A 25,546-nucleotide genomic window follows, 5' to 3' on the forward strand; every position below is an offset into this window, starting at 1 on the left:
CTTGCGAACGCTGGTTGAAGTGTTCGCTTCTACCTCCGGTTGGAGCCGCGGCTATCCGTGGTGTAGCGCGTTCGATGCGCTTTGAGACCCGCGGTCACGAAGCGGTCGATGCGTTGTATCAGGACGGGCGGCACATCATTCTGGCTTTCTGGCATGCCCAGCAGTTGATGATCCCGATCGGCTATCGAGGGACAGGTTCTCATGTCTTGATCAGCCGGCATGGCGACGGAGAAATCATCGCGCGGATCATCGCCCGATTCGGCCATGAGGCGGTTCGGGGATCGAGTACGCGTGGAGGGGTTGGCGCGCTCAAAGCTCTGATCAAGCTGGGACGGTCCGGCCGAGATGTGGTGGTGACGCCCGATGGCCCCAAGGGGCCGCGTCATGTCGCAAAGCTCGGCGTGATTCATTTGGCCAAGGCGACGGGTCTTCCGATCGTGCCGCTGGCCTTTGCCTGTTCAAAAAAAAACTCTTTGCGAGCTGGGATCGTTACATGGTCCCATATCCGTTCTCCAGAGGCCTGTTTCTCTACGGAAGTCCGCTCTGGGTCTCGCGCGAAGCCGATGAGGCCTCACTTGAAGCGACTCGCCTGGAGCTCGAGACGGTCCTCAATCGCTTGACGGATCAGGCCGAGCAAGCTGTCATTCGTCGCTCGCCGGCTATCCGATGCGACGCTGAAACCGGTAACCCGAATACTCCCAAGGCTGATGCATAGCGATCGGCGGTGAACGAGTTTTTCATGTGGCGATTCCTCTATAATTGTCTTCTCCTCCTCGCTGCACCCGTGATCATCGGTGTGCTTGTGGCGAAACCACGCTGCCGGCCTGGATTTCTCCAACGCATGGGTTGGCAGCACCCTTCTGACGGTTCCGGAGCGTCTCAGCCGCTGATTTGGGTGCATGCCGTGTCGCTCGGCGAAGTGGTGGCGGCCGCGCCGCTTGTGAAGGCCCTGCACGAACGCCATCCTGAGTTTCGTTATATCGTGACGACGGTGACCGAGACCGGACGTGAGGCAGTCGAGCAACGATTGGCGGGGATCGCCGAGCATCGGTATGCGCCGCTCGATTTTCCCTGGGCGGTGGCCGGCATGGTGCGCCGCATGCAACCAGTGCTTTACGTATTCGTCGAGACCGAAATATGGCCGAATTTACTGTGGACGTTACGTGATCAGGCTGTGCCGTCTGTTTTGGTGAATGGGCGTCTGTCGTCCCGCTCATTCGGCCGTCAGGACCTGCCTGTGATTCGCTCCTTCTATCGATCTGTGCTTCGGACGCTGACGCTCTGCTTGATGCAATCCGATCGGGATGCCGACCGCATTGTTGCGTTGGGAGCCGATCCGATGCGTGTTCACGTCACCGGCAATATCAAGTTCGATCAGCCTCTGCCGGATGTTCGCTCAGACGAGGTCTTCCGCCGGAGCTTCGGAATCGATGAGCACGAACAATTGATTCTGGCCGGCAGCACGCACCCGGGAGAAGAGGAACTGTTGGTCTCGGCCTATGGACACATCGCAAACATCCATCCCTCAACCGTCTTGATGTTGGCGCCCCGCCACATCGAGCGAGCGGACCGAGTCGAAGCGATGCTTCGAGACGCCGGATTCGCGGTTCAGCGCAAGAGTCAGATCCGAGAGAAACAATCCGGCCCGCGTGTGGTCATTTTGGATACGCGGGGAGAGCTGTCTCGCGCCTATCGAGAAGCCGTCGTGGCGTTCGTCGGCGGGACTCTGGTTCCCGTGGGTGGACACAACTTGCTAGAGCCGGCTGTGTGGGGCACCCCGGTGATGTTTGGACCACATACGGATCATTGTGCCGAAGTCGCCACGCTCTTGCATGAGGCTGGCGGAGGGCGCCGAATTATGGGAAAGGAGGATCTGGTCACCTCCCTTGAGGAATGGCTGGGACAGCCTGACGCTCGGCATCGGGCGGGGCAGGCAGCGAAGCGAGCCGTGTTGGACAACCAAGGTGCGCTGATGCGGAGTCTGGAGTTTATTGAAACCTGTCTCCGTGCGGCGCCATCGTACTCCAACCGGTGTGTGACAACAGGGTCTGGACCTCTTATGGCCAAACGCTGATATGGCATTCTTGCATCCTGGACAGCCGGCTCGGAAAGGGCTTCACTGGGTTGCTTGGTTGTACGGCCTCGCCATTCGATTTCGGCTGTGGTGTTATCGGCGAGGCTGGATCGCGACCACACGGTTACCCTGTCGTGTGGTGAGCGTAGGAAACCTGACGGTCGGGGGAACGGGGAAAACTCCCCTTGTCATTCTTCTTGTACAGCGGTTGCTGGCCCATGGGCAGCGGGTCGCCATCCTGAGCCGCGGGTACAAACGGACGAGCACCGCGCCATATCTTCTGGTGTCCGATGGATCCCGAATTGTAGCCGGCCCATCGGAGTCGGGGGATGAGCCGTTTCTCATGGCGCAGCGTTGCCCGCAGGCCGTCGTCGCAGTGGGGGCGGATCGCGTTGCGCTCGGTCGGTGGGTGTTGGAGCAGCATCCCGTCGATTGCATCGTCCTTGACGATGGCTTTCAACATCGGGCGCTCCATCGCGATGTGGATCTGGTGTTGCTGGATGCCACCGATGTTGGAGGGCTTGATGCGCTGCTCCCGGCAGGACGGCTACGAGAACCACTGAACGAATTGGATCGGGCGAGCGCAGTGGTGATCACGCGAGCCGATTCTTCGGCGGATGTGGAAGCGATCCGCAGCCGATTGCGAACGGTTGCATGTCGCCCCGAAGATGTCATGGAAGTTGTGTTTCGACCGGAGTCCTTCGTGCCGATGATTTCGGGAGAAGAGCACGTGATTGATTGGGGCCACGGGAAAAAAGCCTGGTTGGTGAGCGGGATCGGGAACAGCCAATCGTTTCGCCGATCAGCCGAATCCATCGGAATTGAGATTCTGGGTGAAACGGCATTTGAAGATCATCACGGCTACAGCCCATCTGATATCGAGCGCATCCGCGCCACCGTGCAAGCCAGCGGGAGCGATATCGTCCTGACGACCGAAAAAGACGGCGGAAAACTCTCTGCCTTACTCACAACCGACGACCCCTGGTGGATGCTTCGTCTTGGGACGGAGATCGTACGTGGGGAAGAGCGACTCTTCCAGTTGATCGATGGGCCATCATCGGATGGGGGCCCACCGTTGGGAACGTATGCGTAAAGAACTGCCTCGAAAAGTCTTGGTGCGCGCTCCGAATTGGATCGGTGATGCCGTGATGTGTGAGCCGGCCCTCCGCGGGCTTCGAGCGCTGTTTCCTCAAGCGAACCTGGCGATGCTTGCCAAGCCCGCCATTGCAGAGCTCTTCATGGCCTATCCTGGGCTCAATCAGGTGATTGTGTATGACGACAGGGGGGCCCATGCAGGGATTGGAGGAAAGTGGACTCTCGCCGGTTCGTTGCGACGGTATCACTTCGATTTAGCGGTGCTGTTTCAGAACGCGTTTGAGGCGGCCTTCATTGCGTGGCTTGCCGGCATCCCGAGGCGATATGGTTATGCAACCGACGGAAGGGTCCTCTTTTTGACCGAACCGGTTGCCGTTCCTGATCGTCGTGCGCCGGCGCATCAAGTCGAATACTACTTGAACTTGCTGAGGCCACTGGGAATGACTGCTAAGGCCTCACCGCCGAAACTGCCCGTTTCGGCTGAGGAAGACCGTATGACCGGTATGAGGCTCGCCTCGGAGGGGATCGACTCGTCGGATCTCCTCATCGGTATCAATCCAGGATCGACCTACGGCAGCGCCAAGCGTTGGTTGCCTGAACGATTTGCCGAGGTCGCCCGACGGCTTGCGGAGCAATTGCGAGAAGCCGAAGGTGCGCAGGTCGCCGTCGTCATTCTCGGGGCGAAAGGAGAGGAATCGCTGGGAAGGGACATCGCGGCGCGGATCGATGGGCGATCAGTCGTCTTGTCCGGCTCGACGACCATTCGCGAACTCATGGCGGTGGTGAATCGCTGCCGTCTGATGATTACCAACGACACGGGACCGATGCATATTGCCTCCGCATGCGGTGTGCCGGTTGTGGCGGTGTTTGGCCCGACGGATTGGCGCACCACTGCTCCCTACGGGCAAGAACGGTCGGTCATACGAGAAGCGGTAGACTGTGCACCCTGTTTGCTCAGGGAGTGCCCGATCGATCACCGATGCATGACACGCGTTTCCGTCGACCGGGTCTATGAAACAGCACTGATGCAACTTCAAGGAACAGGGGTGACAGGTCGGAATGGACCGAGAACAGGCCACGCGCCCCTGGACGGCGTCACCATTTTTCTCGATCGCGATGGAACACTTAACCTGGACCCCGGCTATATCAAGTCGCCCGATCAGTTGGAGTTGTTTGTAGGGGTGCCTGAGGCCCTCGCGAGTGTGAAGCAGGCCGGTGCCAAACTAATTATTGTGACCAATCAATCGGGAATTGCACGGGGACTCTTCTCACATAACGAGCTTGAAGCTGTTCACATGAAGCTCGTACAACTCCTTGAGGCGGCAGGGGTATCGCTCGACGCCATTTATTATTGTCCTCACCATCCTGACGATGGTTGTGGTTGTCGAAAGCCAAACCGCGGGATGATCGATCAGGCGGTGCGGGAGCATGGAGTGGATCTCGAGCGATCGTACGTGATCGGCGATCAAGCCCGTGATATCGAACTGGCGAAGCGGGTTGGAGTCAGGAGCATCTTGGTGACGACCGGAGCGGTTTCCCCAGAGGAAGTAGATGGCCTGAAGCCCTCGGGGCTCTCCCCGGATTGGGTAGCCCCTTCGCTGGCTGAGGCTGTCGCCTGGCTGATGACTGATGCGAGTACATTATCCGTGCGGACCGGCGGGCGTGGGGTCGCGCATCCGTGATGCTTGTCCACGATGTTGTGCCACACAATGTGAGCGTCAGTTGCGCTGAAAGAATCGCACCGGAGAGTTGGTCGTTGCACAGAGTGAGGGGAGCATGCCAATGAGCGAGCCGATCAGCCATTCTTCTATCCCATGCAACCTCTGCGGTGGTCGAGAAGTCTCGATCCTTTCGAACAGAAGTCGAAGCGGGAAACCCTTGCAGACCGTCATCTGCCGAGTGTGTGGCCTTGTGTGGTCGGATCCGCGTCCCCACGATGCCAGGCAGTTCTACGAGGATGAGTATCGTCTCTCCTATAAGCGCACCTATAGCCCGAGGCCGAAGCATGTCTTGCGGGCGGGCAATGTGGCGTTGTCGCGATTCGAAAAGATCGAGCGGTTGCTGCCGAGCCGGAAAGCTGTTCTCGACGTCGGCACCGGTGGAGGGGAGTTCGCGTATCTCCTACAATCCCTGGGGCATCGTGTGAGTGGGATTGAACCGAACAAAGGATACGCCGACTATTCGATACGGGAATATGGGCTCGCGGTTCAGGTCGGTTTCGTGCAAGACGCCGCGTTTTCGCCTGAATCGTTCGATGTGGTGACCATTTGGCACGTGCTCGAACATACGGAAGATCCCGGATCCGTCCTCGCATTGCTGAGATCCTGGCTGAAAGCCGACGGAATACTCGTTGTGGAAGTTCCCAGCGTGGAGGCCACCTGCCAGGCCCCTCAGAGCACGTTCCATGAAGCCCATCTCTATAACTTCAACGTGGTGTCATTGCGCCGGTTGGCCAAAAAACATGGATTGCATGAAGTGTCGCATCTGATCTCGCGCGATGGCGGCAACATCACGATGTTCCTCACTCGCGCTGAACCTCCTCTCGAAGATCGGTATGAAGCCGCCATTCCTGGCAACCATGAGTGGGTTTCCAGAATCGTGCGAGGACACAGCAACTTCCGCCGCCATTTGACGCCGCTTCCCTACCTGCGGGCTTGGCATCGTCTCTGCCGATCACTGGAAGAGAACCGCGAAACTGCCGGTGCCACAAGTGGTAAGGAGCTGCTCGACAAGCTATATTCTCCTCAGTTGCAGGTCCATTCTGTGGGGCAGGGATGAGTAGACCCGGATTGGGCAAGGATCATCACACGCATTCTTCTTCCGTCTGCTGGTTCCGACACGGTTAAGTCCGCCGGAAGGTTGTCCAGTGCCATCTCTAAGCACGCTCGATGCTCGTGTCTCCTCGGCATTAACCAATGCTCGTATTCTTCTGATCAAGCCGAGTTCTCTCGGGGATATCGTCCACACGTTTCCGGTCGTGTCGGCGATCAAGTCGCAATGGCCCGGATCGCATATCACGTGGCTGGTCAAACGTCAGTGGGCTGAGCTTGTCGAACGGGCAGAAGGCGTCGACCGTGTGTGGCCGGTGGAGATGACGGTGAGAAGTTGGCTCAGGGAGGGCCGGGCGCTGCGAGCGGAACGGTTTGACATCGCCATGGATTTGCAAGGGTTGCTCCGCAGTGCCATCCTCGCTCGCCTGAGCGCGGCACCCATACGCATCGGGTTTGCCAATGGAAGGGAAGGAAGCCCGTGGTTCTATACTCAGCGTATACCGGTTCTTAATCCCGATATCCATGCCGTTGACCGATACCTTTCGGTTGTTGCGGCGTTGGGGGTGTCACTGCCTGAGAAACCTCGATTTGGGTTCAGGTTGCCGGAGGAGGATGTGGCGACCGTTCGAGAACTCTGCCGACGCAGAGGACTCGCAGTGGACAGCCCATGGGTCGCGATGAACGTGGGGGCACGGTGGCCGACAAAGCGGTGGCCGCTGACGTCTTTCGCGGCCGTTGTGGATCAGCTGCACGAGGCGCAGCTTGATCCTGTCGTCATGATAGGAAGTTCGGATGAGCGGGAATATACGGATCGGTTGAGGACTCTGACAAAGAAGCCGTTCATCGATCTGAGCGGTGAGATCCCGTTGAGGTGTCTTCCGGCGCTGCTCTCAAAAGCGACCGCCATCATCACCAACGATTCCGGCCCGATGCACATTGCCGCAGCGGTTGGCATTCCGGTGGTGGCGATGTTTGGACCGACCAGTGCGATTCGGACGGGCCCGTATGGCGCCGGCCACCAAGTACTCGTCGGTTCGGTCCCCTGCAGCCCTTGTTTCAGCCGGGTCTGCCGACACGACCCTGAAATGGAATGTCTTCATGTCATCAAGCCAACCCAAGTGGTCGATATTGTGCGGCCGCTCCTAGCTGCTCGCGTAACATGACAATGAATGTCTTGATCGTTCGCCCAGACGGCATCGGCGACGTCCTCTTGTCTCTTCCCGTGGCCACACAGCTTCGCCGCCTCGTGCCGGGCGTGACGATCGGGTTTCTCGCCAGCCCTACCGTCGCTCCCCTTCTGGATCATCATCCCGACGTGGATTATGTCCGGACGATTCGTTTCACAGATCCATTGAAGGAGTTGCGGCGTGCCTTTTCGCAGGGAGTCGAGGCGGCGGTATTTTTGAAACCGTTTCGACGCCTGATGTGGGCCGCCTGGTTGGCCGGTGTGCCGATTCGAGTCGCTACGAGATACCGTTGGTACAGCCTGTTGGCCAATCGCCATGTCCATGAACACCGCAGTGAGTTTGCAAAGCATGAATCAGAGTACAACGTCGAAATGTTAATGGGGTTAGGGCTGCGCCCGCAGCCCGTAAGTCCCCCGGTACTGACCCTGAGCGAGGCGGAGCGGGCCGCTGGGGCACATCGTTGGTCAGAGTTGTCGACCCCTCGTATCGTGATTCACCCAGGTGGTGTTTCTGCGCGCCGGTGGAGTTTCCAGCATTACCATGAGTTGGCTGTGACTCTGACGGAGAGCGGGTATGGTGTCGTGCTGACCGGCAGTGATCAAGAGCGAGTGGAGTTCGGAGGAGGCACGCGTCCTAGTTCTGCGCTTCATCAGACGGGAATAGTGGATCTTATGGGTAAACTCTCGCTGCGAGAACTTATGGCGGTGATCGCCAATGCTCACGTCGTCGTCTCGGGAGCTACGGGACCGGCTCACATGGCAGCAGCGCTGGGTGTCCCTACGGTCAGTTTGTTCGATCCTCGACGCAACAATCTGCCGGTGAGATGGAAACCGCTTGGGAAGGGCGTCGTGCTGCGGCCGGATGTGCCTACCTGTGACAAATGTATCGGGCAAGCCTGTTCCTATTGGGATTGCCTTGATCGAATGACCGTGTCCAAAGTGGTGGCGGCAATTGCCCATACCATTAGGACTCCCTCTGTCCTTACCGTCTTTCATACATAATCAAGCTGATCCACAGAGTCGAGTTTCTCGTATCCAGATTTGTTCTTGACTCCTGCCTGCATCTATGTTCATATTCTGAACGTCTATCTCAACCGACCTAACTATATGAATCTTCAAGGCCAAAGGGATCTTCTTTTACTTACCGAAGTCGAACGAGATGGTGCGGTTACACAACGGTCCTTAGCCACCAAACTCGGGGTTGCTCTTGGCCTGACCAATCTATACCTCAAGCGACTGGCCCGGAAAGGGTATATCAAAATCACAACAATTCCCTCGCACCGCGTTCGGTATTTGGTCACTCCCCAGGGGTTTGCCGAAAAATCCAGGCTTACGTACCTGTACATGGAGTATTCCTTGTCTCACTACCGAGATATGCGTGCACGGTTACGAGAAGCACTGTCTCACGCGGCTAGAAACGGAGTGAAACGAGTCATCATTTATGGAACCGGTGAACTCGCGGAGATGGCTTATCTGTCCCTCCGTGAAATGCATATGATCTTGGTGGGATTCGTGGATGACGGCCAACAGGAATCGTTCTTATCCTATCCGGTCTGGTCGTCGAAGGTTTTGGGTGAATGGGAATTCGACGCGGTGCTATTGGCAGATCTTGAACAGACGGCACGACACCGAGCAATGCTGGGGCAACAACACGTTCCTGACGAGAAAATTCTCGTGCTGGGCCCCTCGGTCTAAGGGCCCGAGAAGTCAGCGCATTTTCTGTTTGCTGTAAGTGAGAGGGCGAAGCTGTGTCCGGAGACAGCGGGTACAGAGAGAACGAAGTCAGCACGCCAAATGGCCCACGCTGGTACGCCCTGCGTACCAAGTCACGTCACGAAAAATTGGTGCGGGACCAGCTCGACAAGCGGGGGATCGAACCGTTGCTCCCAACGGTGAAACGATTGAGCCAATGGAAGGACAGGAAGAAGGAAATCGAGGTCCCACTGTTTTCCGGGTACTGTTTCGTGCGGTTCTCCCAGCGAGAAAGGATGCCGGTACAAAAGACCGCTGGTGTGGTCGAAATCGTCGGCAGCGGAAGCCGACCCGAGCCGATCCCGGAGCAAGAAATCGACGCGCTGCGCCGTCTTATGACGAGCGTCCTTCCGTATGATCCGCATCCCTACCTCCATGAAGGGATGAAGGTGGAAGTCGTTCGTGGTCCCTTGCAAGGAGTTCAGGGCATCCTTCTACGAAAAGAAAAGCGACATCGGCTCGTGCTGGGCGTTCGAGTAATTCAACAGGCGGCGGTGGTGGAAATCGATGTGAATGACGTGGTGCCGGTGTGAAGAATGAAGTGTCTTCGAGGAGCCGTGTGTTTTCGGGTGTATATTCGAAACAGACATGCTCAATCGCCAGCACGGTTTCAGCTCACTGCAATATTGCTTAGTGGGATATTCGCAAACCTAACAGTTACGTTTGCCTTGAAGGAATCATCATGCTAGCAATAGAAGATGAAGCAGTGGAAAGGCAGTGGCGGATTTATCAAAAAAGGCTTTTAGGGGAATGTCGAGGACCCAAAGATCGTTCCTGTCTCTTATTGCGCTATTGGTTATCGGATTGGGGATAGGCGTCCATCTGAGGTTAGATAATTCTTTTAACGAAGAAAAGGCCGCCAAAGTTGATCTTTCGGCAATTGACATAACATTGAAGTGCCTATCTGAGGATTCAATTGAAGCTGTGCGAAATTCTGGTTCGATTGATGTATTGATTCCTCGGTGTTCGGAAGAGTTGCGGGTAGTCCTTGGCGATGAGTTCCAATCAATCGGCTACGGCGCATTTCGGGCGATACTTGCAACCGTGACCGCCGCGAACTTTGCTGAATATGGCGCAAGTTCTGCGCAATCTTATGAAGAGATAAAAAACTCTTCCCATTTAGATTGCAGCCGCACAATTCTTCTGGTTGGCTATCTCCTTGATGCGCTTGAGTCTCAACGTCTTCAACCTATTGGATTTGATGGTGGGTTTATCGGAAATCATGCGCAATTACTATTCAATGGTAAGAATGATGCCATTTTGCTGGATCCAACGTCTGGAATAATCGCTAAAACGAGCTTCAATGATTTACTGCGTGGAATTCCTCTTGATGAGAAAAGCATCAAAGCCTTTTCCATGAAGGACAAGAGTATTAATTCATTTAGAGAAAATGTCTACATGGCGATAAGTCACGGGAAATACTTGCCCTCAGATCTCATGTACATGCACGAATCTCTAGCCGAGCAAAAACTTGGCGGTTCGGATTCTTATTTCACTCCCGGAGGCATTACGGTCAGATCGAAATCGAAAGGCCAGAGTTAGGAAAAAGCATGTCCGTGAGCTTGGGGGCAAAACCTTGCCGTCGGTAAGACGAGGGCAAAGAAGATTTTGAATGATGCCTTCGATAGGGCTCGAACTCCGTTATTCGGGTGTCAATCCGTCCTTTCCATTGCCCTGCGTTCGAATCCACGAAGCAGGCCCTTATCAGCCTCAATCCCAAATGACTGGTGTGCGCAATTGGTATAGTCGACCCGCCTGGTAATGCCCTCAACACAGTTGTTTTTTCGATACCGTAGCATATTCATCCGAACCTTGATGGATGAAGTGCGTACAAAATATGCCGGTTCAGTTGTGGGGCTTTTCTGGGTGGTACTTTCTCCGCTGATTTTACTGACTTTATATTCTGTTGTGTACCTGGTTATTTTTAGAGTTCAACCCGCATCAATGACTCAGCATGGCTATGTGCTGTACATATTATCCGGCCTGGTTCCCTTTCTTGGATTTGCCGATGCGCTACATACCGGGAGCTCATCTCTGTCTTCCAATAAGGCGATACTGCTGAACACCGTCTATCCGGCTGAACTCGTTCCTCTCCGAGCCGTTCTTGCCAGTCATGCCATGACCCTTGTTGGTTTGGGAATTGTTGTGCTTGCCACCTTATTTCTCGGAAGTTATTCATGGGCGCTCGTGCTCCTCCCAGTTCTTTTGCTTTTTCAGGTGATGTTGGCAGTGGGGATTGCTTGGGTCTTCTCTCTCGCCAGTCTTGTTCTTCGCGATATTTCCCATATCCTTGGATTTGCCACGATGCTGCTCTTGATCATGAGCCCTATCGCGTATACACCGGACATGGTCCCCAATAATTTGCAGTTCATTATCTATCTCAACCCGCTTTCTTACTTCATCACAGGGTTCCAAGAGATACTCGCCTACGGTCGACCACCATCCTGGTCATTATTCAGTGCAATCACGTGCTTGGGATTAATGAGTTTCTGTGTCGGGTACTGGGTGTTCTCCAGAATGAAAAAGGCCTTTTTTGACTATGTCTGACACGCCTCTCGCGATCTCTTTGAAGGGTATTTCCAAAGTCTATCGGCTTTATGGCAGCCTGGCGGAACAGGCGCTGGACGTGTTTGGGCTGTCTAAGCTGCTCTTTTGGCGGAGGCCCAGATATGCCGAGCATTGGGCGCTGAAGGATATTAATTTGGAAATCGGGCGTGGGGAGCGCATTGGTATTCTTGGGCGAAATGGAGCCGGCAAGACGACACTTCTGAAAATCATTACGAGCAACTTTGTGCCGACGACAGGAGACGTCATAGTCAATGGATCGGTTCAGGCTCTCATGGGCGTAGGGCTTGGGTTTCACCCGGAGTTTACCGGCCATGAGAATATCAGGTCCTCGCTCTCCTACAATGGACTTTCAGGCAGAGATTTGGATGTTGCGCTTGATGAGGTCATCAAGTTTGTTGAACTGGGTGAATTCCTGCATCAGCCAGTGAAGACATACTCACTAGGGATGCAGGCGCGGTTGATGTTTGCCGCCTCGACGGCTATCAAGCCTGATATTCTCATCATCGACGAAATCTTGGGTGCCGGAGATGCCTACTTCAGCGCCAAGTCTTCGCATCGAATGGAAAAGCTGACTTCAACCGGATGCACGCTCCTCCTGGTGTCCCATTCTACGCAGCAAGTGTTGCAATTCTGTTCACGCGCAATCTGGCTGGAATGTGGACGGATTGTCATGGAGGGAGAAGCGCTTGGAGTAGTGAAAGCGTATGAAGAATTCGCCCAGAGATTGGAATGGCAAGCTGCAAAGCAGCCCGGACACAAATCGGTACTGGACGATCCTGAGTTGCGATCAAAGATCTTGACCGAGGTGTTGGGTTCAAGCCCGGGCTTGGCGCCAATGGTCGGCCATGCAGATGATAAGGCAGTTGTTTCTCGGTGGGCGGGTGAAGGAGGACTCAAAATCACAGCCGTGGAAGTTCTAGACGACGAGGGGAAGAACATCACAGTCGTAAGGACTGGGCAGCGGATCGCTATAGCGATAGAGGCCGAAGCCGAATATGAAGGCGAATACCCATGCTCTTTTGTCGTTGTCCTTTTCACAGCCGATGGTCGCGTGTTGTCTCGTCACTGCGGTGAAACGACGACACTCAAGCTATCCACTGGTCAACGGGTGAGATGTTTCCTTCAGTATCCCGCTGTCTTGCTAGGGAACGGCAGTTACTTTTTCTCTGCTGCCATCTATAGGGAACTCGATCTTCGCCGATTGTCATCGGCACGGTTTTATGATTTGTTGTCGAGGAGCTTCCAATTCCGCGTGTTCGACGAACTTGCCGACGATCCATCACTGTTTCACCATCCCGGAACGTGGAGTTGCTCCTAGTCAGCAAGGGCCGGTATCTCAAGAATCAATGTTGATCTGCCCGGAGTGTCATTCCAGTGCGCTAGACTCAAGAGAAGTGTGCTGCAACGTCTGTCAATGGAAGGCGACGGAGCATGATGGAGTGTCCATGCTTCTTTCGAAACGAGACCTTGATGAACCGGTATTTAAGCAATATCTTGAGAACTACGACCGTATTGCGGCTCAAGATTTGAATCATTCCATTCAGGACACAAAATACCTCACCGCTCAAGCACTCAAGATCCCAGGCTATATCAGAAATGATGTATTCGGTGCTGAGGTATGTGAGGTCGGAGTTGGGCAAGGGTTTCTGTTGAGAACCCTCGCGTCAATGAAGCCGGCCCGCATCGTCGGTTTGGATATCAGCCTTCCATACCTCAAGCCTCTCTCGAGAGAGGGATTTGAGGTGTATCTCTGCAACGCAGAGAACCTACCCTTTAAAGATGCGTTTCAGGTCCTTATTGCCACGGATATCCTTGAGCATGTGTTGAATGTTGGTGATTTTTTAGTGAGTGCAAACCGTGCTTTGGTCATGAATGGGAAGCTGGTCGTACGAGTCCCACTGGAAGAAGATCTCGTCTCATACGCTCAACAGATGGACTGCCCGTTCCGCTTTGTTCATCTCAGGACTTTTAGTCGTCGTGGGTTAATAGTGATGCTTGAGCAGGCCGGTTTCCAAGTCGAGGCAGTCCATTTTGATGGATTTCAGCGAGCGTATCCACAGGAGTATCTTCCCGAACGCGTGGCTAAACGCATGGTTGAATTCATCGAGGGGCGGTCCCGCTGGGTCCATGGTGTGCCTTCCATAGGAGGCTGGTGGGGTCGGTTCTTTTTTCGTCCGTTTGAGATTGCTGCAGTCTGCGTGAAAGTCCGTCCCTTGAAACCCTAGCCCATGGTATGAACTCGCGAGGTAGTCCAGCCTTGCATTTGCCGGATGGACAAACCTTTCCGCTCAAGGTCCGCTCTCTCGTCGGGTTGATCCCGCTCTTCGCCGTAGAAACCCTCGACTCTGAGTTTGATCGACAGGCTCCCACGGTTTAGCACCGTATGTAGTGGCTCATCGAAATCGACTCGATTTCAGCGCCCATGATAGAGCGGTCGTCTCTCGCTCGTATCTCCTGGTATAGGCAGTGTGCTGGCCGATCGGGATAACCCTAGTTGATCCAAATGGTGCTTTCGACTCAGAATGCTACCACTATTTTTCTATTGTCGTGGAACTCCAGTCACTCATAGGTGACATGGATTATGAAGCTGTAGAATCTGCGGTGTGGCAAGGGGACTTGGGCTCTAGAAAAGTATCGTAGTGATCTTCTATCTATGATAGCTATGTTCTTGGACGCGTATGGGGGTGATCGGTAGCGTGAGATGGAGAGCTCTATATGAGCCCATGGCCGAACTCTTTCCCAGATGCTCGGGCGGAAGTCTGAATCGCCGTGGCATCAGACACTCCGCGAATCGGAGCTCCGATATAACTGCGCGAATGTTCTTGGTATGTGGTGATTGTTAAGATGCAAGTTTCAAAAGGCCAAGCAGTGGGGAATGTGTCGGGTATCTATCCCAATGATCGAGAGGAGAGCTATCCCCGACGAATCCTGATGCTGGTGCCTCATGAGCCTGAGGAAGACCCGAGAGTCGGCTGGGTCATCGACCTGTGTAAGGAGGTTGGCCGGACCGATGTTTTGGGATTCAGCTGGCTTGTGGGTGCAAGGCCGTATCGGCAATATGACGGACACGTCTTTATCGAGCGGGTCTTCCCTCGGAGTAATGTTCGTAAAAAAGCCCTGGGGCATGTTCTGCAACTTCTATGCAACCCTACCCACACGATTCTCGTCTCGTCCAAATGTCGTCGGCTGCTCCGTCTCATGCGTATGGAAGGGATTGTCCGGCCGATACTCGAACGGCGGATGATGTCCAAAATTCGGTCTGCTCATATAAGCCGTCCATCTCCGGAGAATTTAAGTCGGCCGACGCTACGAAGCATCACGATGGGTGCACTGCGCCGCGCATGGCCGTCTCTGGTCAGCTGCATCGATATCCTGCGAGGCATGCAGGTTATCTACCGCACGCTTTATGAAAGAGCTCGAGCGGTGTCCATCGTACCTCGAGTCATTCTTTGCCATGACATATATGCCTTGCTGGCCGCTGTAAAACTTAAGAAGCTCATGGGCTGTGCCGTGATCTATGACTCGCATGAGGTATGGCCGGAGGCGTTCCTAGAGGCCGGGATGTTGGAGCGGCGTGTCATCGCGTTTATCGAGAGGAAGGCGATCAGACAAGCCGACGCCGTCATCACGGTCAACCCTCAGGTTGCGCGTTATCTCGAGCGTCAATATGGAATCGAACACGTTGTTGCGGTTCCTAATGCGGAGCCCTTGAGAAAGGACGTGGAACCCTCCAGTGCTCGACCGGTCACCTTTCCGATCAAAATTCTGGTTCAAGGACGTATTGTACCGGGGCGAGGCTTTGAGGAACTCCTGAATGCATGGGCCCTCATCGATGACGAGAGAGCGGTGCTCCTGTTGCGATCTCCAATGAACGAATACTTTCAGCGATTGTGTGAAGTTCACCGCGATCTCATCTCAAATGAACGTATTCGGATAGAAGAGGCGGTGGCTGAGGATCAACTGGTTGAGGCGGCATCACGAGCCGATGTCGGCGTCATTCCTTACCGAGGGCCGAACCTCAATCATGTGTACTGCTGTCCCAATAAGCTCTCGCAATACATGCAAGCAGGACTGGCGATACTCTCCACCAGCGAAACGCAATATGTGTCCCAGATCCTTAGCCAATATAAATGTGGGCTTACGTATGATCCATCAAGTCCAGACGGTTTGAAAGAAGCTGTGAAACTGTTGATCAACGATACAACACTGCTCTGTTCGCTGAAGGAGAACGCCCACAAAGCGACTCACGCCGGATTCAACTGGGCCTGTCTGTCTTTGCCGTACCGGCAAACCATAGAAAAATTCTTTGTCGAGGAAGTCTCGCACCAATGTCCCTAGTTCCCAAGACAATTCTCGTCCTCTACTGGTATCCGGAGCCATTGCCAAAAATGAGACCGGCTATCTATGCGCATCTCCATGTTATGGATAGCAGCGAAGTTTCCCATAACCTTTCCTACTGGAATGCATTTTACCCTCCTCCGAATTGGTTGCGTCGCACCCAATTTGATGCCGTAATCCTACATACAACGTTCTTGTGTATGCGCTGGGCTCCTGCGTTCTATGACTGGAAGTGGCAGTTGCGATGGGTGGCGTCCCTGGATTGTCTCAAGCTGGCCATGCCGCAGGATGAATACGATCATTCCGAAGTCTTAGACGAATGGCTGTATGAATGGGGCGTGTCGGTCGTCTTCTCGAACTTTGATCCATCGCATCACGTCAGGTTGTATCCACTGATGCATAAAAAGGCTTTGTTCTACAAGGCCTTTACCGGATATATCGATGAACAGGCGATGAGCCGATGGGGAGGGAAGCAGCCTGCTCTGAAAGAGAGACCCATCGATATCGTATACCGTGCAAGTCGATTGCCCTATTGGTTTGGGAACCACGGACAGCTGAAGTCACAGATTGCTGATCGGGTAGCTGAAAGGGCGAGCGAGAGAGGTCTGAAGTGCGATATCTCGACTCGACCGGAGGACACCATCGTCGGTGATCGCTGGGAAAAATTTTTGGCTTCCGGGCGGGCTATTATCGGATGCGAAAGTGGGTCGAGCGTGCTTGATCGGAATGGAGAAATCAAGGCCTTGATCCAATTCGAGCTTCAATCAAACCCCACTCTGTCGTATGAACAAATAAGCCAAACTCTTCCAAAGGGCTGGGATAGCTATAAGTTCTTCGCGATAGGGCCTCGACATTTTGAAGCCGTTGTGACGAAAACCTGTCAGGTTCTGATTGAAGGCCACTATGACGGTGTTTTTGAAGCAGATCGACACTATATTCGGCTGAAACGTGACTATTCCAACTTGGAAGAGGTGTTGGACAAGCTTAAAGATATCCAGCTGATGAGTAAGATCGTCGACCAGGCGTACGCTGATATTTGTCTGTCCGGTAAGTATTCTTATCGCGCGTTTGCCGCTATGATCGATCGGGCTCTTTCCGAAACAACTCCACGAGGTGCCGCATGGCATTTCAGGTCGAGCAGGTTCTTTGGTGATGCAGGACGCGTTCTCGAGAAAATGAATAACGGACGGCTTGCTGTTCGGGGACGATTGAAAGAGTTGATACGGTAGTTAGGCATATCTCGTCATTGTCTGCCAAATCTCAAACATCACGGTCAGTCCTTTGCTCGTGCTCTGAGAACGTCTCGGAAGGTACTCCTATCCATGTCCACGGTTGTGCGTAAAGATCGGGGCGTGTCGAATCTTCTCAAGCTACTGGCGAGATGCCGAATGCATCGCCATTCCCTTTGAATAGATGACAGAGTCGGAAGCCCAGCCAGAACAAGCGGAATCATCGACGAGGCCGTTATTCGCGGGTGGTACAGGTGTTTGCTCAACCAACGTTCCATCAGGCGGCCGAAGTCGTGGGGCTCTCGGCGGCCGGGCAGTTGCTTTCCGGTCTGTTCATGATGAGGCTCCCGGTGGGGTAAATATACGGGATGGATATTGAGTTATGAAATGTGTGTCTATTGTCGGCGCCAGGCCGCAATTCATCAAAGCCAGTCCTCTGACGATCGCCTTACGAAAACGGAGTGAGGAGATACTGGTTCATACGGGCCAACACTATGACCACGGCATGTCGGACGTGTTCTTCGAAGACCTCGGAATTCCTGCACCGAATTATCATCTCGGTATAGGAAGCGGCTCGCACGGCATGCAAACAGGCGCCATGTTGAAAGCAGTCGAGGAGGTCTTGCAAAAGGAACAACCGGACGTGGTGATCGTGTACGGAGATACCAATTCGACATTGGCCGCTGCGCTGGCCGCAGCAAAGTTAAATATCCCCGTCGCGCATGTCGAAGCAGGCCTGCGGAGTTTCAATCGAATGATGCCGGAAGAAATCAACCGTGTCATGACGGATCATCTGTCGACATGGCTCTTTGCTCCTTCTGCGGTATCACGCGACAACCTACGTCGGGAAGGTATCGAGACCGGTGTTCATGTAGTCGGCGATATCATGTACGACGCATTACTTCTCCACCGTGCGAGTGCGGAACGCCGATCGAATATATTGATACGCCTCGACCTATCTCCACGCTCTTACTATGTGGCTACCATACATCGAGCTGAGAACACCGACCATCCTGACCGGCTGCGTTCTATATTGCAGGCCTTTCAGACCGTGAAAAAGCCGGTGATTCTGCCTCTTCATCCACGGACGAAAAAGAAATTGAATGAGTATGCTGTTCACGTGGGAAACAATGTCCGGTGTATGGACCCTCTCGGGTATTTGGACATGGTCCAGCTCCAAGAGCATGCCGCTTGTGTGTTGACCGATTCAGGTGGAGTCCAGAAGGAAGCATATTATCTGCGGATTCCCTGTGTTACGTTCAGAACCGAAACGGAATGGATAGAGACCGTCACGGCAGGCTGGAATATTGTGTGTGGGGGCGATACGGCGGCCATCGTGAACGCTGTCGATAAGATGGAGCGGTGCCAAGCGCCTCATCGGAGTTTGTACGGCGATGGCCGTACGACAGAACGGATCGTAGAGGTCCTCACCTCTCGCAAGGAGTAATCCTCTCATGTGCGGCATCGCCGGCATACTGAGCCTTGATTCTGAACGGATCGACAATCTTCGGCGTTCGCTGGAAGTTATGAGCAAACTCCAGCGACACCGCGGTCCGGACGGCGAGGGGACATGGCTGCACTCCTCCGGAACAGTGGGGTTCGCCCATCGTCGGTTGAGCATCATCGATGTCGCGTCCGGCCAGCAGCCGATGAACGATCGCGCCGGCAATTGGATCATCCACAACGGAGAGATTTACAACTACCTCGAGTTGCGTGATGAGTTGGGGGCGAATCTGTTCAAGACGCACTCGGACACCGAAGTCATTCTACACGCCTATCACAAGTGGGGAGTGGAGTGTCTCAACCAGTTTCGCGGGATGTTTGCGTTCGCGTTGTGGGACGAGGCCAACGCCACACTTCTATGCGCCAGAGATCCGTTCGGGATCAAACCGTTGTACTACTGCGTGGTGAGAGGCGCACTCTATTTCGCATCGGAGTTGAAAGCGTTGCTGCCGTTTGTGCCTGAGATCTCAACCGATGTGGAAGGGTTAAAAGACTACCTCACCTTCCAGTTTTGCTTAGACGGCAAGACGCTCTTTAGCGGCATCCAGGAGCTTCAGCCCGGGCATGTGTTGATTGCGCGAAACGGCCGGATTGAAACACGACGCTACTGGGAAGTGTATTACCATCTCGATTTCAACCATACGGCGAAGTACTTCGAAGAGCAGCTTCGATTCTTGATGCAGGATTCCGTGGCGCTCCATCTTCGGAGTGACGTCCCGGTAGGTGCATATGTCAGCGGAGGGTTCGATTCAAGCATCATCGCCTCGTTGGCTTCCGAGCGGCAAGCCCATGAGCTGATCGGGTTTGCGGGGAAATTTTCCCTCGGGGAAGCCTACGATGAGAGCAACTATGCCCGCGACCTGGCGCGATTCAGATCCTTTCCGCTCCACGAGATCGACATTACCGCTGAAGACTTTGTCGAGAACATTGAGCGGGTCATCTATCATTTGGACTTTCCTGTAGCCGGTCCCGGATCATTCCCTCAGTTCATGGTTTCCCGGCTCGCCGCGCAGCATCGGAAGGTCGTGCTTGGAGGACAGGGAGGCGACGAGATTTTTGGAGGCTATGCGCGCTATCTCATCGCGTATTTTGAGCAATGCATCAAAGCTGCCATTGACGGCACGATGCATTCCGGCAACTTCATCGTCACCTATGAGTCCATCATTCCCAATCTCACCGCACTCCGAAACTACAAGCCTCTGTTACAACAGTTCTGGCGCGAAGGATTGTTCGAGGAGCTCGACAAGCGCTACTTTAGGTTGGTGAATCGCGCGGCATTGCATGCCGACGAGGTGCGATGGGAACTCTTGGGCGAGTACTCGCCCTTCGAGACGTTCAGGAAGATTTTCCGCGGTTCCAACGTTCAGAAGGAGTCCTACTTCGACAGCATGACGCATTTCGATTTCAAAACGCTGCTCCCGGCTCTGCTCCATGTGGAAGACCGTATGAGTATGGCGCATGGCCTGGAATCTCGCGTGCCGTTCCTCGATCGCCCGCTGGTAGAAATGGCTGCAACCATTCCGGCGGATATCAAATTCAAGGACGGGCATATGAAGCATGTGCTGAGAAGCGCCCTGGGGTCGGTTTTGCCCGAATCGATCGTTCGGCGGACAGATAAGATGGGTTTCCCAGTTCCGTTGCAGGAATGGGTGGGGGGGAAAGGAAAGGTCCGCGATTATGTGACCGACATCCTATCGTCTCAAAAGGCCTTGGAGCGCCCGTTGATCAGTAACCGGACGGTTCTGGCCGGGTTGGGGCGCGAGTTAAAATTTGGACGAAAGTTGTGGGGCTTCCTGTGTCTGGAATTGTGGCAGCGAGTTTTTCACGATAGGGCATACGAGTATCGACGTCTGTTGATGAATGAGGAGACACCATCATGAAAGTATTGATCACGGGAGGCGCCGGATTCATAGGATCGCATCTGGCTGATCGCCTCATAGGACAGGGGCACGAGGTGTGCGTCATCGATAATTATGCGACCGGTCGTCGGGACAATCTCACACCGCATGGCCGACTCAGAGTGGTGGAAGGAACGATTGCGGATCAGTCCCTCGTCGATCGGTCGTTTGATGAGTTCGGACCAGACCAGGTCGTTCACGCGGCTGCCTCTTACAAGGACCCAGAGAATTGGAGAGAGGACACGCTCACGAACTGTGTCGGTACCGCTCATGTTGTGCAGGCTGCAAAACGCCATCATGTACAACGGCTCATCTATTTTCAGACCGCGTTGTGCTACGGCCTGAAGCCGTTGGAGCAGCCGATCACGATCGACCATCCGATTCGGTCTGAGGCCAGCAGCTATGCCATCAGCAAGACGGCCGGGGAGCAGTATGTCATGCTGAGCGGACTGGATTGGGTCTCGTTCCGGCTTGCCAATGCGTACGGGCCTCGAAATCTCAGCGGGCCTCTTCCGACGTTCTATCACCGTCTGACCAATAACAAGCCTTGCTTTGTCATGGATACCCGGCGGGATTTCATCTACATCGATGATCTCATCGAGGTCGTGTTGATGGCTATTTCGGGAAAGGGACAGTCTGGACCCTACCACATCTCTTCCGGCTCCGACTTTGCCATCAAAGATCTCTTCAATGCGACGATTCATGCACTCCGAATCAAGCTCGAACAGGACGTCGAAGTGCGGCCCCGCGGTCTCGATGATGTGTACACCATATTGCTGGATCCTTCAAAAACGCTTCAGGTATTTTCTGGGTGGCAAGTGCGCACGCCTTTGGAGCAGGGTGTAACTGCCGCCATCGAGTGGTACAAGAAATTCGGCATCAGCCAAACATTCACACATTTGAAGCCTGTGGATGAGAAGAAGTAAGGGACGTCCGGGTTGGAATCGGGAAAGGCGAGGAAATGGACGCGTTGAAAAGGTCGAGATGTCTGGTGGTGGGTGGAGCCGGCTTTGTCGGAAGTAACCTGATTCAACTGCTGCTTGATCATGAATGCGAAGGGGTGACAATCGTCGACAATTTTTTGTCGGCCGAACGATTCAACGTGCCGGACGATCCTCGCGTGGACTTGCGGGAAGGGTCGATCGCCGATGACACTATCCTGACTAGCCTACGCGATAAGTTCGACTATGTCTTTCATCTCGCCACCTATCATGGCAATCAAAGTTCGATCGCCAATCCGCTCGAGGATCATGCGAACAATCTCATTACCACGCTTAAATTGTATGAAAGGATGAAAAACTTTCGCCGCGTAAAGAAGCTGGTCTATGCGGCGTCGGGTTGCACCCTCGCTCCTCATACGTATGGTTCTGCTCAGCCCACCACGGAGGATGGTCCGGTTCCCATCGAGTTGGATAGCCCTTACCAGATTTCAAAAGTAGTTGGTGAGTTTTACTCTGTCTACTACCACCATCAGCATGGGCTTCCGACCGTGCGTGCGAGATTTCAGAACGTCTATGGGCCACGAGAGATTCTTGGCGCCGGGCGTTGGCGTGGAACTCCGGCGACCGTGTGGCGCAATGTCACTCCGGCCTTTATTTACCGCGCGTTAAAAAAGATGCCATTGCGTGTCGAAAACCATGGGCGTGCGAGCCGCGACTTTATCTATGTTGAGGATATCGCACGGGGTTTGGTGGCTTGCGCGAGTGCGGGTAAGGCCGGTGAGGTCTATAACTTGGCGAGCGGAGTAGAAACGTCAATTCTGGACCTTGCCAGATCAATAAATAAATTGACCGGTAATAGCGCCGATATCGAATTTCTGTCCGAACGACCTTGGGATAGGTCGGGCAAACGATTCGGTAGTACGGAGAAGGCCAAGCGGGAGATCGGTTTTGAAGTACGTACAGATCTCCTCGATGGTCTTTCGAAGACGATCGAATGGACAACGCAGAATTTGAGTGCCATCGATGGGTGTATTCAAAAACACGACTCACAGATAAAGAATTTCGTCGCCGACAATGATCGACGCTGATCACCGCCGTCTATCATGATATCCCTCTCTCGAGGTGGCCTGAGACTTCTTCCTGCGCCTCTCCAGTGGTGAACCGATCAGGTCGCTTTCCATAGATCCCAGCTCCTCAACAAGCACTGGGGAACCTTGTGAATTCTCTTTCTCGTGTGGTCTTGCTCATGACGGTAGTCGTGCTCGGCTTGATTATTCTCGTCGTGAAACAAGCCGGATCTACGCAGTGGAAACAACGAGTCGAGCCGCTCGCATACGACGGACATACGAGACAACTCATTCTGGACGGTAAGAATGTTCCCGCTGTCTCTCCGTTTATCAGTGCAGTAGCCATCAACCGGCGTTATGCCGCGGTGGCCGACTATACGCATCTCTACTGCCTTGAACTTAACTCTGGTTCCTTGAAGCTTGTGGCACCTATCCTAGGTAGTAAGGGGCCGTCCATATGGCTCCCTACAGGTCTTGCCTATGACGATGCCCATCAAAGATTCATCGTTGCGAACAATCTTGGAAATCAGGTGTACGAGGGTGTCCTAGACTGTGACGAGACCACATTTTCCATTCGGGCTACTATTGCGTCACAGGATACCATCACTCCTGAAGGTGTGGCCCTATCGGACGGCGGGGATGTGCTTGTGGTGGCCAGCTATGATGGCCACAACATCGCGGCTTTTCGACGAACCGGCGATGGCGACTGGAAGCCGCTTTGGAGCTTTGCGCTCCGGAATGCGCATGGTGTTGCAATCCTCGGAGATCAAGTATTTGCCTCCAGCTTGGAACGACGGGAAATAGTGCGCATTGATCTCATGAGCGGGGCGCTAAACAAGCGGATCGGGTCTCAGGGTTGGAACCCCTGGGATCACCGAATGCTTTGGCCCACCTCCCTTGTCGTGCATCACGGCAATCTGTTTCGATCAGATGCCCACACCGGATTTGTTTGTTCACTCGATCCTCAAAGCCTTGACACCCAGCGATGCTTTGGAGGGAATGGCCCCTTGCGAGAGCATCTCAACATGCCGTACGGAATCGCCTCATTGGGTGAAAACCTAATAATCACGTCGACATTTCAAAGCCGTGTCCTTGTTGTACGTCTTGATACGGCCGGAGGTGCCACGATTCTTACGGATTATGTGACAAGGACCGATGGGTGGGAGGCGGTCGGCGGCCTGGCAATTCAGGATCGGGAATTTCAAGACGCCCGATTCCCTTCCTACCGACGTGACTGGTCGAAGGATGGATATATTCAGGAATGTGATCTTGGCCCCCCGCTTGAAGGCTTCCGATGTGGCTATGGTGGGCTGCACCTCAGGAAGCGGCATGTACGGTTGCCGACGATGGATGGATTGGTGAACCAGTGCGGGTACTACTATTTTGTCGAAGGCCTGCGGGGCAAGTTTGGAACCTTCCTTTTCTCGCCGCAGAACGCATGTGTCATCTACCTGTCGATAGAACAGTCAGGGAAAGTCGGACTGCTTCCATATCACAATAGGCACGGGGGGTGGCTCATCGATCATTATCTCGTCAGCGGTGATCAAGCGCTATCTCTTACCGAAGTCGAGATGGAGCTCAAGACCATGCTGACGAAGTTGCAGGACAAGCGAGACCGAGACGGAGTTTTGCTACCCGACGATGCGGCCACGGTTTTCTGCCCTGGTTGGCCTGATAGAACGGCGCGCAACATCGCGTTCGAGACGAAGCTAAAAGCCACACTCACTTCGTCTGAGGGACAACACTTTGTTCGGACCTACCTGGCATGCACGCGCGATATCTGTGCTGGAACAGACCTTCAGAAGATCGCCGCGTTGCTCAGTAACAGCGAGGATGCCAATATGACCCTTGAGTCCAGGTACCTACCGTGTTTTTTGTCCGGCGCTCGGTGCTTATAGTGGTTATTCCGGTTGTTCATAAACATGAGTCAGAGAAGCGGCTGGGTCGGAGATATGGGGCTCTTTCATCTGGACGGTGTGTGGTTCTCCTATGGCGACGGTTCTTGTCATTTCATTCACTGATCTAAAGCAGGATCCTCGTGTTCGCCGGCAGATCGAAGCCCTTCGAACACATCACGCGGTGATCGCTGCAGGCACTGGCGATCCTGCAATGTCCGATGTTCGCTTTCTTGGTTGCAAGCACAACGCTCGGACCTTCACGCGAAGATGTGTGGGAGGCATTAAACTGCTGTCACGCCGGTATGAATCGCACTACTGGTCAAGGGAACATGTTCAAGAGCTCCATCGCAAGCTGGAAGGGATTGCCTTCGATACGGCGATTGCGAATGATTTGGAGGCGTTGCCTCTTGCACTTTCTCTTGCCGGGACTCGACCGGTCATCCTCGATGCACATGAATATGCTCCTCTGGAATTTGAGGAGCGATTGGTGTGGCGTCTATTCCATCAGGGGCATGCTAACTATCTCTGCAAAACATACATTCCTAGGACGGCACGAGTCATCACGGTGGCAGACGGCATCGCCGAAGAGTATCGCCGTCTCCTTGGAGTCAAGCCCGTCGTCATTCAGAACGCCGCTCCAAGCCATGTCCTGGCTCCCCGTGCGACACCGATGCGGCCGGTCCGCATGATTCATCATGGCTATGCGATGCCAACGAGGCAGATCGAGAAGATGATCGAGGTCATGCAATGGGTGGATGACCGCTTTGAACTCGACCTCATGCTGGTTCCGACTTTCCCCGGCTACATCCAAAAGCTAAAGGCTAAAGCTTCCGGTAATCCGCGGGTTCGATTTCTCTCGCCGGTATCAATGGAAGCGCTTGTTCCGTTCACCAATGCCTACGATATTGGCCTGTATCTCCTGTCCCCTTCCAGCTTCAATAATTTTCATGCACTTCCGAATAAGTTTTTTGAATTCCTCCAAGCTCGCCTTGCTGTGGCGATCGGGCCATCTCCAGAGATGGCCAAAATCGTGCGCGAGTTCGGATGTGGTGTCGTGGCGAACGATTTTGCACCGGCCTCCCTCGCGCGCGCGTTGAATCAACTTACATCGGCCGATATTGATCGGATGAAAGCCGGCTCCGAGCGGGCGGCGCAGGCCCATACTGCTGAACGCAATGCCGAGAAGTTGGGCCAAGTTGTGGCTGACGTACTTGGAGAGTTGTAGC

21 protein-coding genes are annotated in these 25,546 nt (G+C 54.2%); all 21 read left to right on the plus strand.

What is annotated here, in order from left to right:
* Window positions 1-74: 74 nt before the first annotated feature.
* The 21 genes from H8K03_16670 (at window position 75) to H8K03_16770 (ending at window position 25,545) form a co-directional block, all read left to right on the plus strand.
* The gene (locus H8K03_16670; GenBank protein ID UVT22525.1) at window positions 75-620 is read left to right on the plus strand and encodes a lysophospholipid acyltransferase family protein; all 546 of its coding nucleotides are present in this window, start codon (window positions 75-77) and stop codon (window positions 618-620) included.
* 119 nt (window positions 621-739) lie between these two features.
* A complete protein-coding gene (locus H8K03_16675; protein UVT19407.1) occupies window positions 740-2,074 on the plus strand; it encodes a 3-deoxy-D-manno-octulosonic acid transferase in 1,335 nt (444 codons plus the stop codon).
* A 1-nt stretch (window position 2,075) separates the two neighbouring features.
* Window positions 2,076-3,167, plus strand: coding sequence for a tetraacyldisaccharide 4'-kinase (lpxK, locus tag H8K03_16680; protein UVT19408.1), 1,092 nt, complete (start codon window positions 2,076-2,078; stop codon window positions 3,165-3,167).
* Window positions 3,160-4,851, plus strand: coding sequence for a lipopolysaccharide heptosyltransferase II (gene waaF / locus H8K03_16685; GenBank protein ID UVT19409.1), 1,692 nt, complete (start codon window positions 3,160-3,162; stop codon window positions 4,849-4,851). Before lpxK ends, waaF (H8K03_16685) begins: the two co-directional genes overlap by 8 nt.
* Window positions 4,852-4,945: 94 nt before the next feature.
* Complete coding sequence (locus H8K03_16690; GenBank protein UVT19410.1) at window positions 4,946-5,947, plus strand: class I SAM-dependent methyltransferase; 1,002 nt, start codon at window positions 4,946-4,948, stop codon at window positions 5,945-5,947.
* 88 nt (window positions 5,948-6,035) lie between these two features.
* The gene (gene waaF / locus H8K03_16695) at window positions 6,036-7,103 is read left to right on the plus strand and encodes a lipopolysaccharide heptosyltransferase II (GenBank protein UVT19411.1); all 1,068 of its coding nucleotides are present in this window, start codon (window positions 6,036-6,038) and stop codon (window positions 7,101-7,103) included.
* Window positions 7,100-8,128 (plus strand): glycosyltransferase family 9 protein, encoded by a 1,029-nt coding sequence (locus tag H8K03_16700; protein ID UVT19412.1) that lies wholly within the window; start codon window positions 7,100-7,102, stop codon window positions 8,126-8,128. Before waaF (H8K03_16695) ends, H8K03_16700 begins: the two co-directional genes overlap by 4 nt.
* A gap of 105 nt (window positions 8,129-8,233) precedes the next feature.
* Window positions 8,234-8,821 (plus strand): winged helix-turn-helix transcriptional regulator, encoded by a 588-nt coding sequence (locus tag H8K03_16705; GenBank protein ID UVT19413.1) that lies wholly within the window; start codon window positions 8,234-8,236, stop codon window positions 8,819-8,821.
* Window positions 8,822-8,874: 53 nt separating this feature from the next.
* Entirely contained in the window at window positions 8,875-9,411 is a 537-nt protein-coding gene (locus H8K03_16710; protein ID UVT19414.1) for a UpxY family transcription antiterminator, read from the plus strand.
* A gap of 184 nt (window positions 9,412-9,595) precedes the next feature.
* Window positions 9,596-10,420, plus strand: a complete 825-nt coding sequence (locus H8K03_16715; protein ID UVT19415.1) for a hypothetical protein — start codon at window positions 9,596-9,598, stop codon at window positions 10,418-10,420.
* Between the two features lie 273 nt (window positions 10,421-10,693).
* Window positions 10,694-11,425 (plus strand): ABC transporter permease, encoded by a 732-nt coding sequence (locus tag H8K03_16720; protein UVT19416.1) that lies wholly within the window; start codon window positions 10,694-10,696, stop codon window positions 11,423-11,425.
* A complete protein-coding gene (locus tag H8K03_16725; GenBank protein UVT19417.1) occupies window positions 11,418-12,764 on the plus strand; it encodes an ABC transporter ATP-binding protein in 1,347 nt (448 codons plus the stop codon). The genes H8K03_16720 and H8K03_16725 overlap by 8 nt, the downstream gene beginning before the upstream one ends.
* A gap of 127 nt (window positions 12,765-12,891) precedes the next feature.
* Window positions 12,892-13,671, plus strand: a complete 780-nt coding sequence (locus H8K03_16730; protein UVT19418.1) for a methyltransferase domain-containing protein — start codon at window positions 12,892-12,894, stop codon at window positions 13,669-13,671.
* 619 nt (window positions 13,672-14,290) lie between these two features.
* Entirely contained in the window at window positions 14,291-15,784 is a 1,494-nt protein-coding gene (locus H8K03_16735) for a glycosyltransferase (protein ID UVT19419.1), read from the plus strand.
* Window positions 15,785-15,984: 200 nt separating this feature from the next.
* Window positions 15,985-17,013 carry a hypothetical protein gene (locus tag H8K03_16740; protein ID UVT19420.1) on the plus strand — a complete coding sequence of 343 codons (1,029 nt, stop codon included), beginning with the start codon at window positions 15,985-15,987 and terminating at the stop codon, window positions 17,011-17,013.
* 382 nt (window positions 17,014-17,395) lie between these two features.
* Complete coding sequence (wecB, locus tag H8K03_16745) at window positions 17,396-18,460, plus strand: UDP-N-acetylglucosamine 2-epimerase (non-hydrolyzing) (GenBank protein ID UVT19421.1); 1,065 nt, start codon at window positions 17,396-17,398, stop codon at window positions 18,458-18,460.
* 7 nt (window positions 18,461-18,467) lie between these two features.
* The gene (gene asnB / locus H8K03_16750; GenBank protein UVT19422.1) at window positions 18,468-20,396 is read left to right on the plus strand and encodes an asparagine synthase (glutamine-hydrolyzing); all 1,929 of its coding nucleotides are present in this window, start codon (window positions 18,468-18,470) and stop codon (window positions 20,394-20,396) included.
* Window positions 20,393-21,340 (plus strand): NAD-dependent epimerase/dehydratase family protein, encoded by a 948-nt coding sequence (locus tag H8K03_16755; protein UVT19423.1) that lies wholly within the window; start codon window positions 20,393-20,395, stop codon window positions 21,338-21,340. Before asnB ends, H8K03_16755 begins: the two co-directional genes overlap by 4 nt.
* 35 nt (window positions 21,341-21,375) lie before the next feature.
* Complete coding sequence (locus H8K03_16760) at window positions 21,376-22,443, plus strand: NAD-dependent epimerase/dehydratase family protein (GenBank protein UVT19424.1); 1,068 nt, start codon at window positions 21,376-21,378, stop codon at window positions 22,441-22,443.
* Between the two features lie 128 nt (window positions 22,444-22,571).
* Window positions 22,572-24,320, plus strand: a complete 1,749-nt coding sequence (locus H8K03_16765; protein ID UVT19425.1) for a hypothetical protein — start codon at window positions 22,572-22,574, stop codon at window positions 24,318-24,320.
* 91 nt (window positions 24,321-24,411) lie between these two features.
* A complete protein-coding gene (locus H8K03_16770; GenBank protein ID UVT19426.1) occupies window positions 24,412-25,545 on the plus strand; it encodes a glycosyltransferase family 4 protein in 1,134 nt (377 codons plus the stop codon).
* Window position 25,546 lies beyond the last annotated feature (1 nt).

It is taken from the genome of Nitrospira sp. (assembly GCA_024760545.1).
Lineage (GTDB): Bacteria > Nitrospirota > Nitrospiria > Nitrospirales > Nitrospiraceae > Nitrospira_D.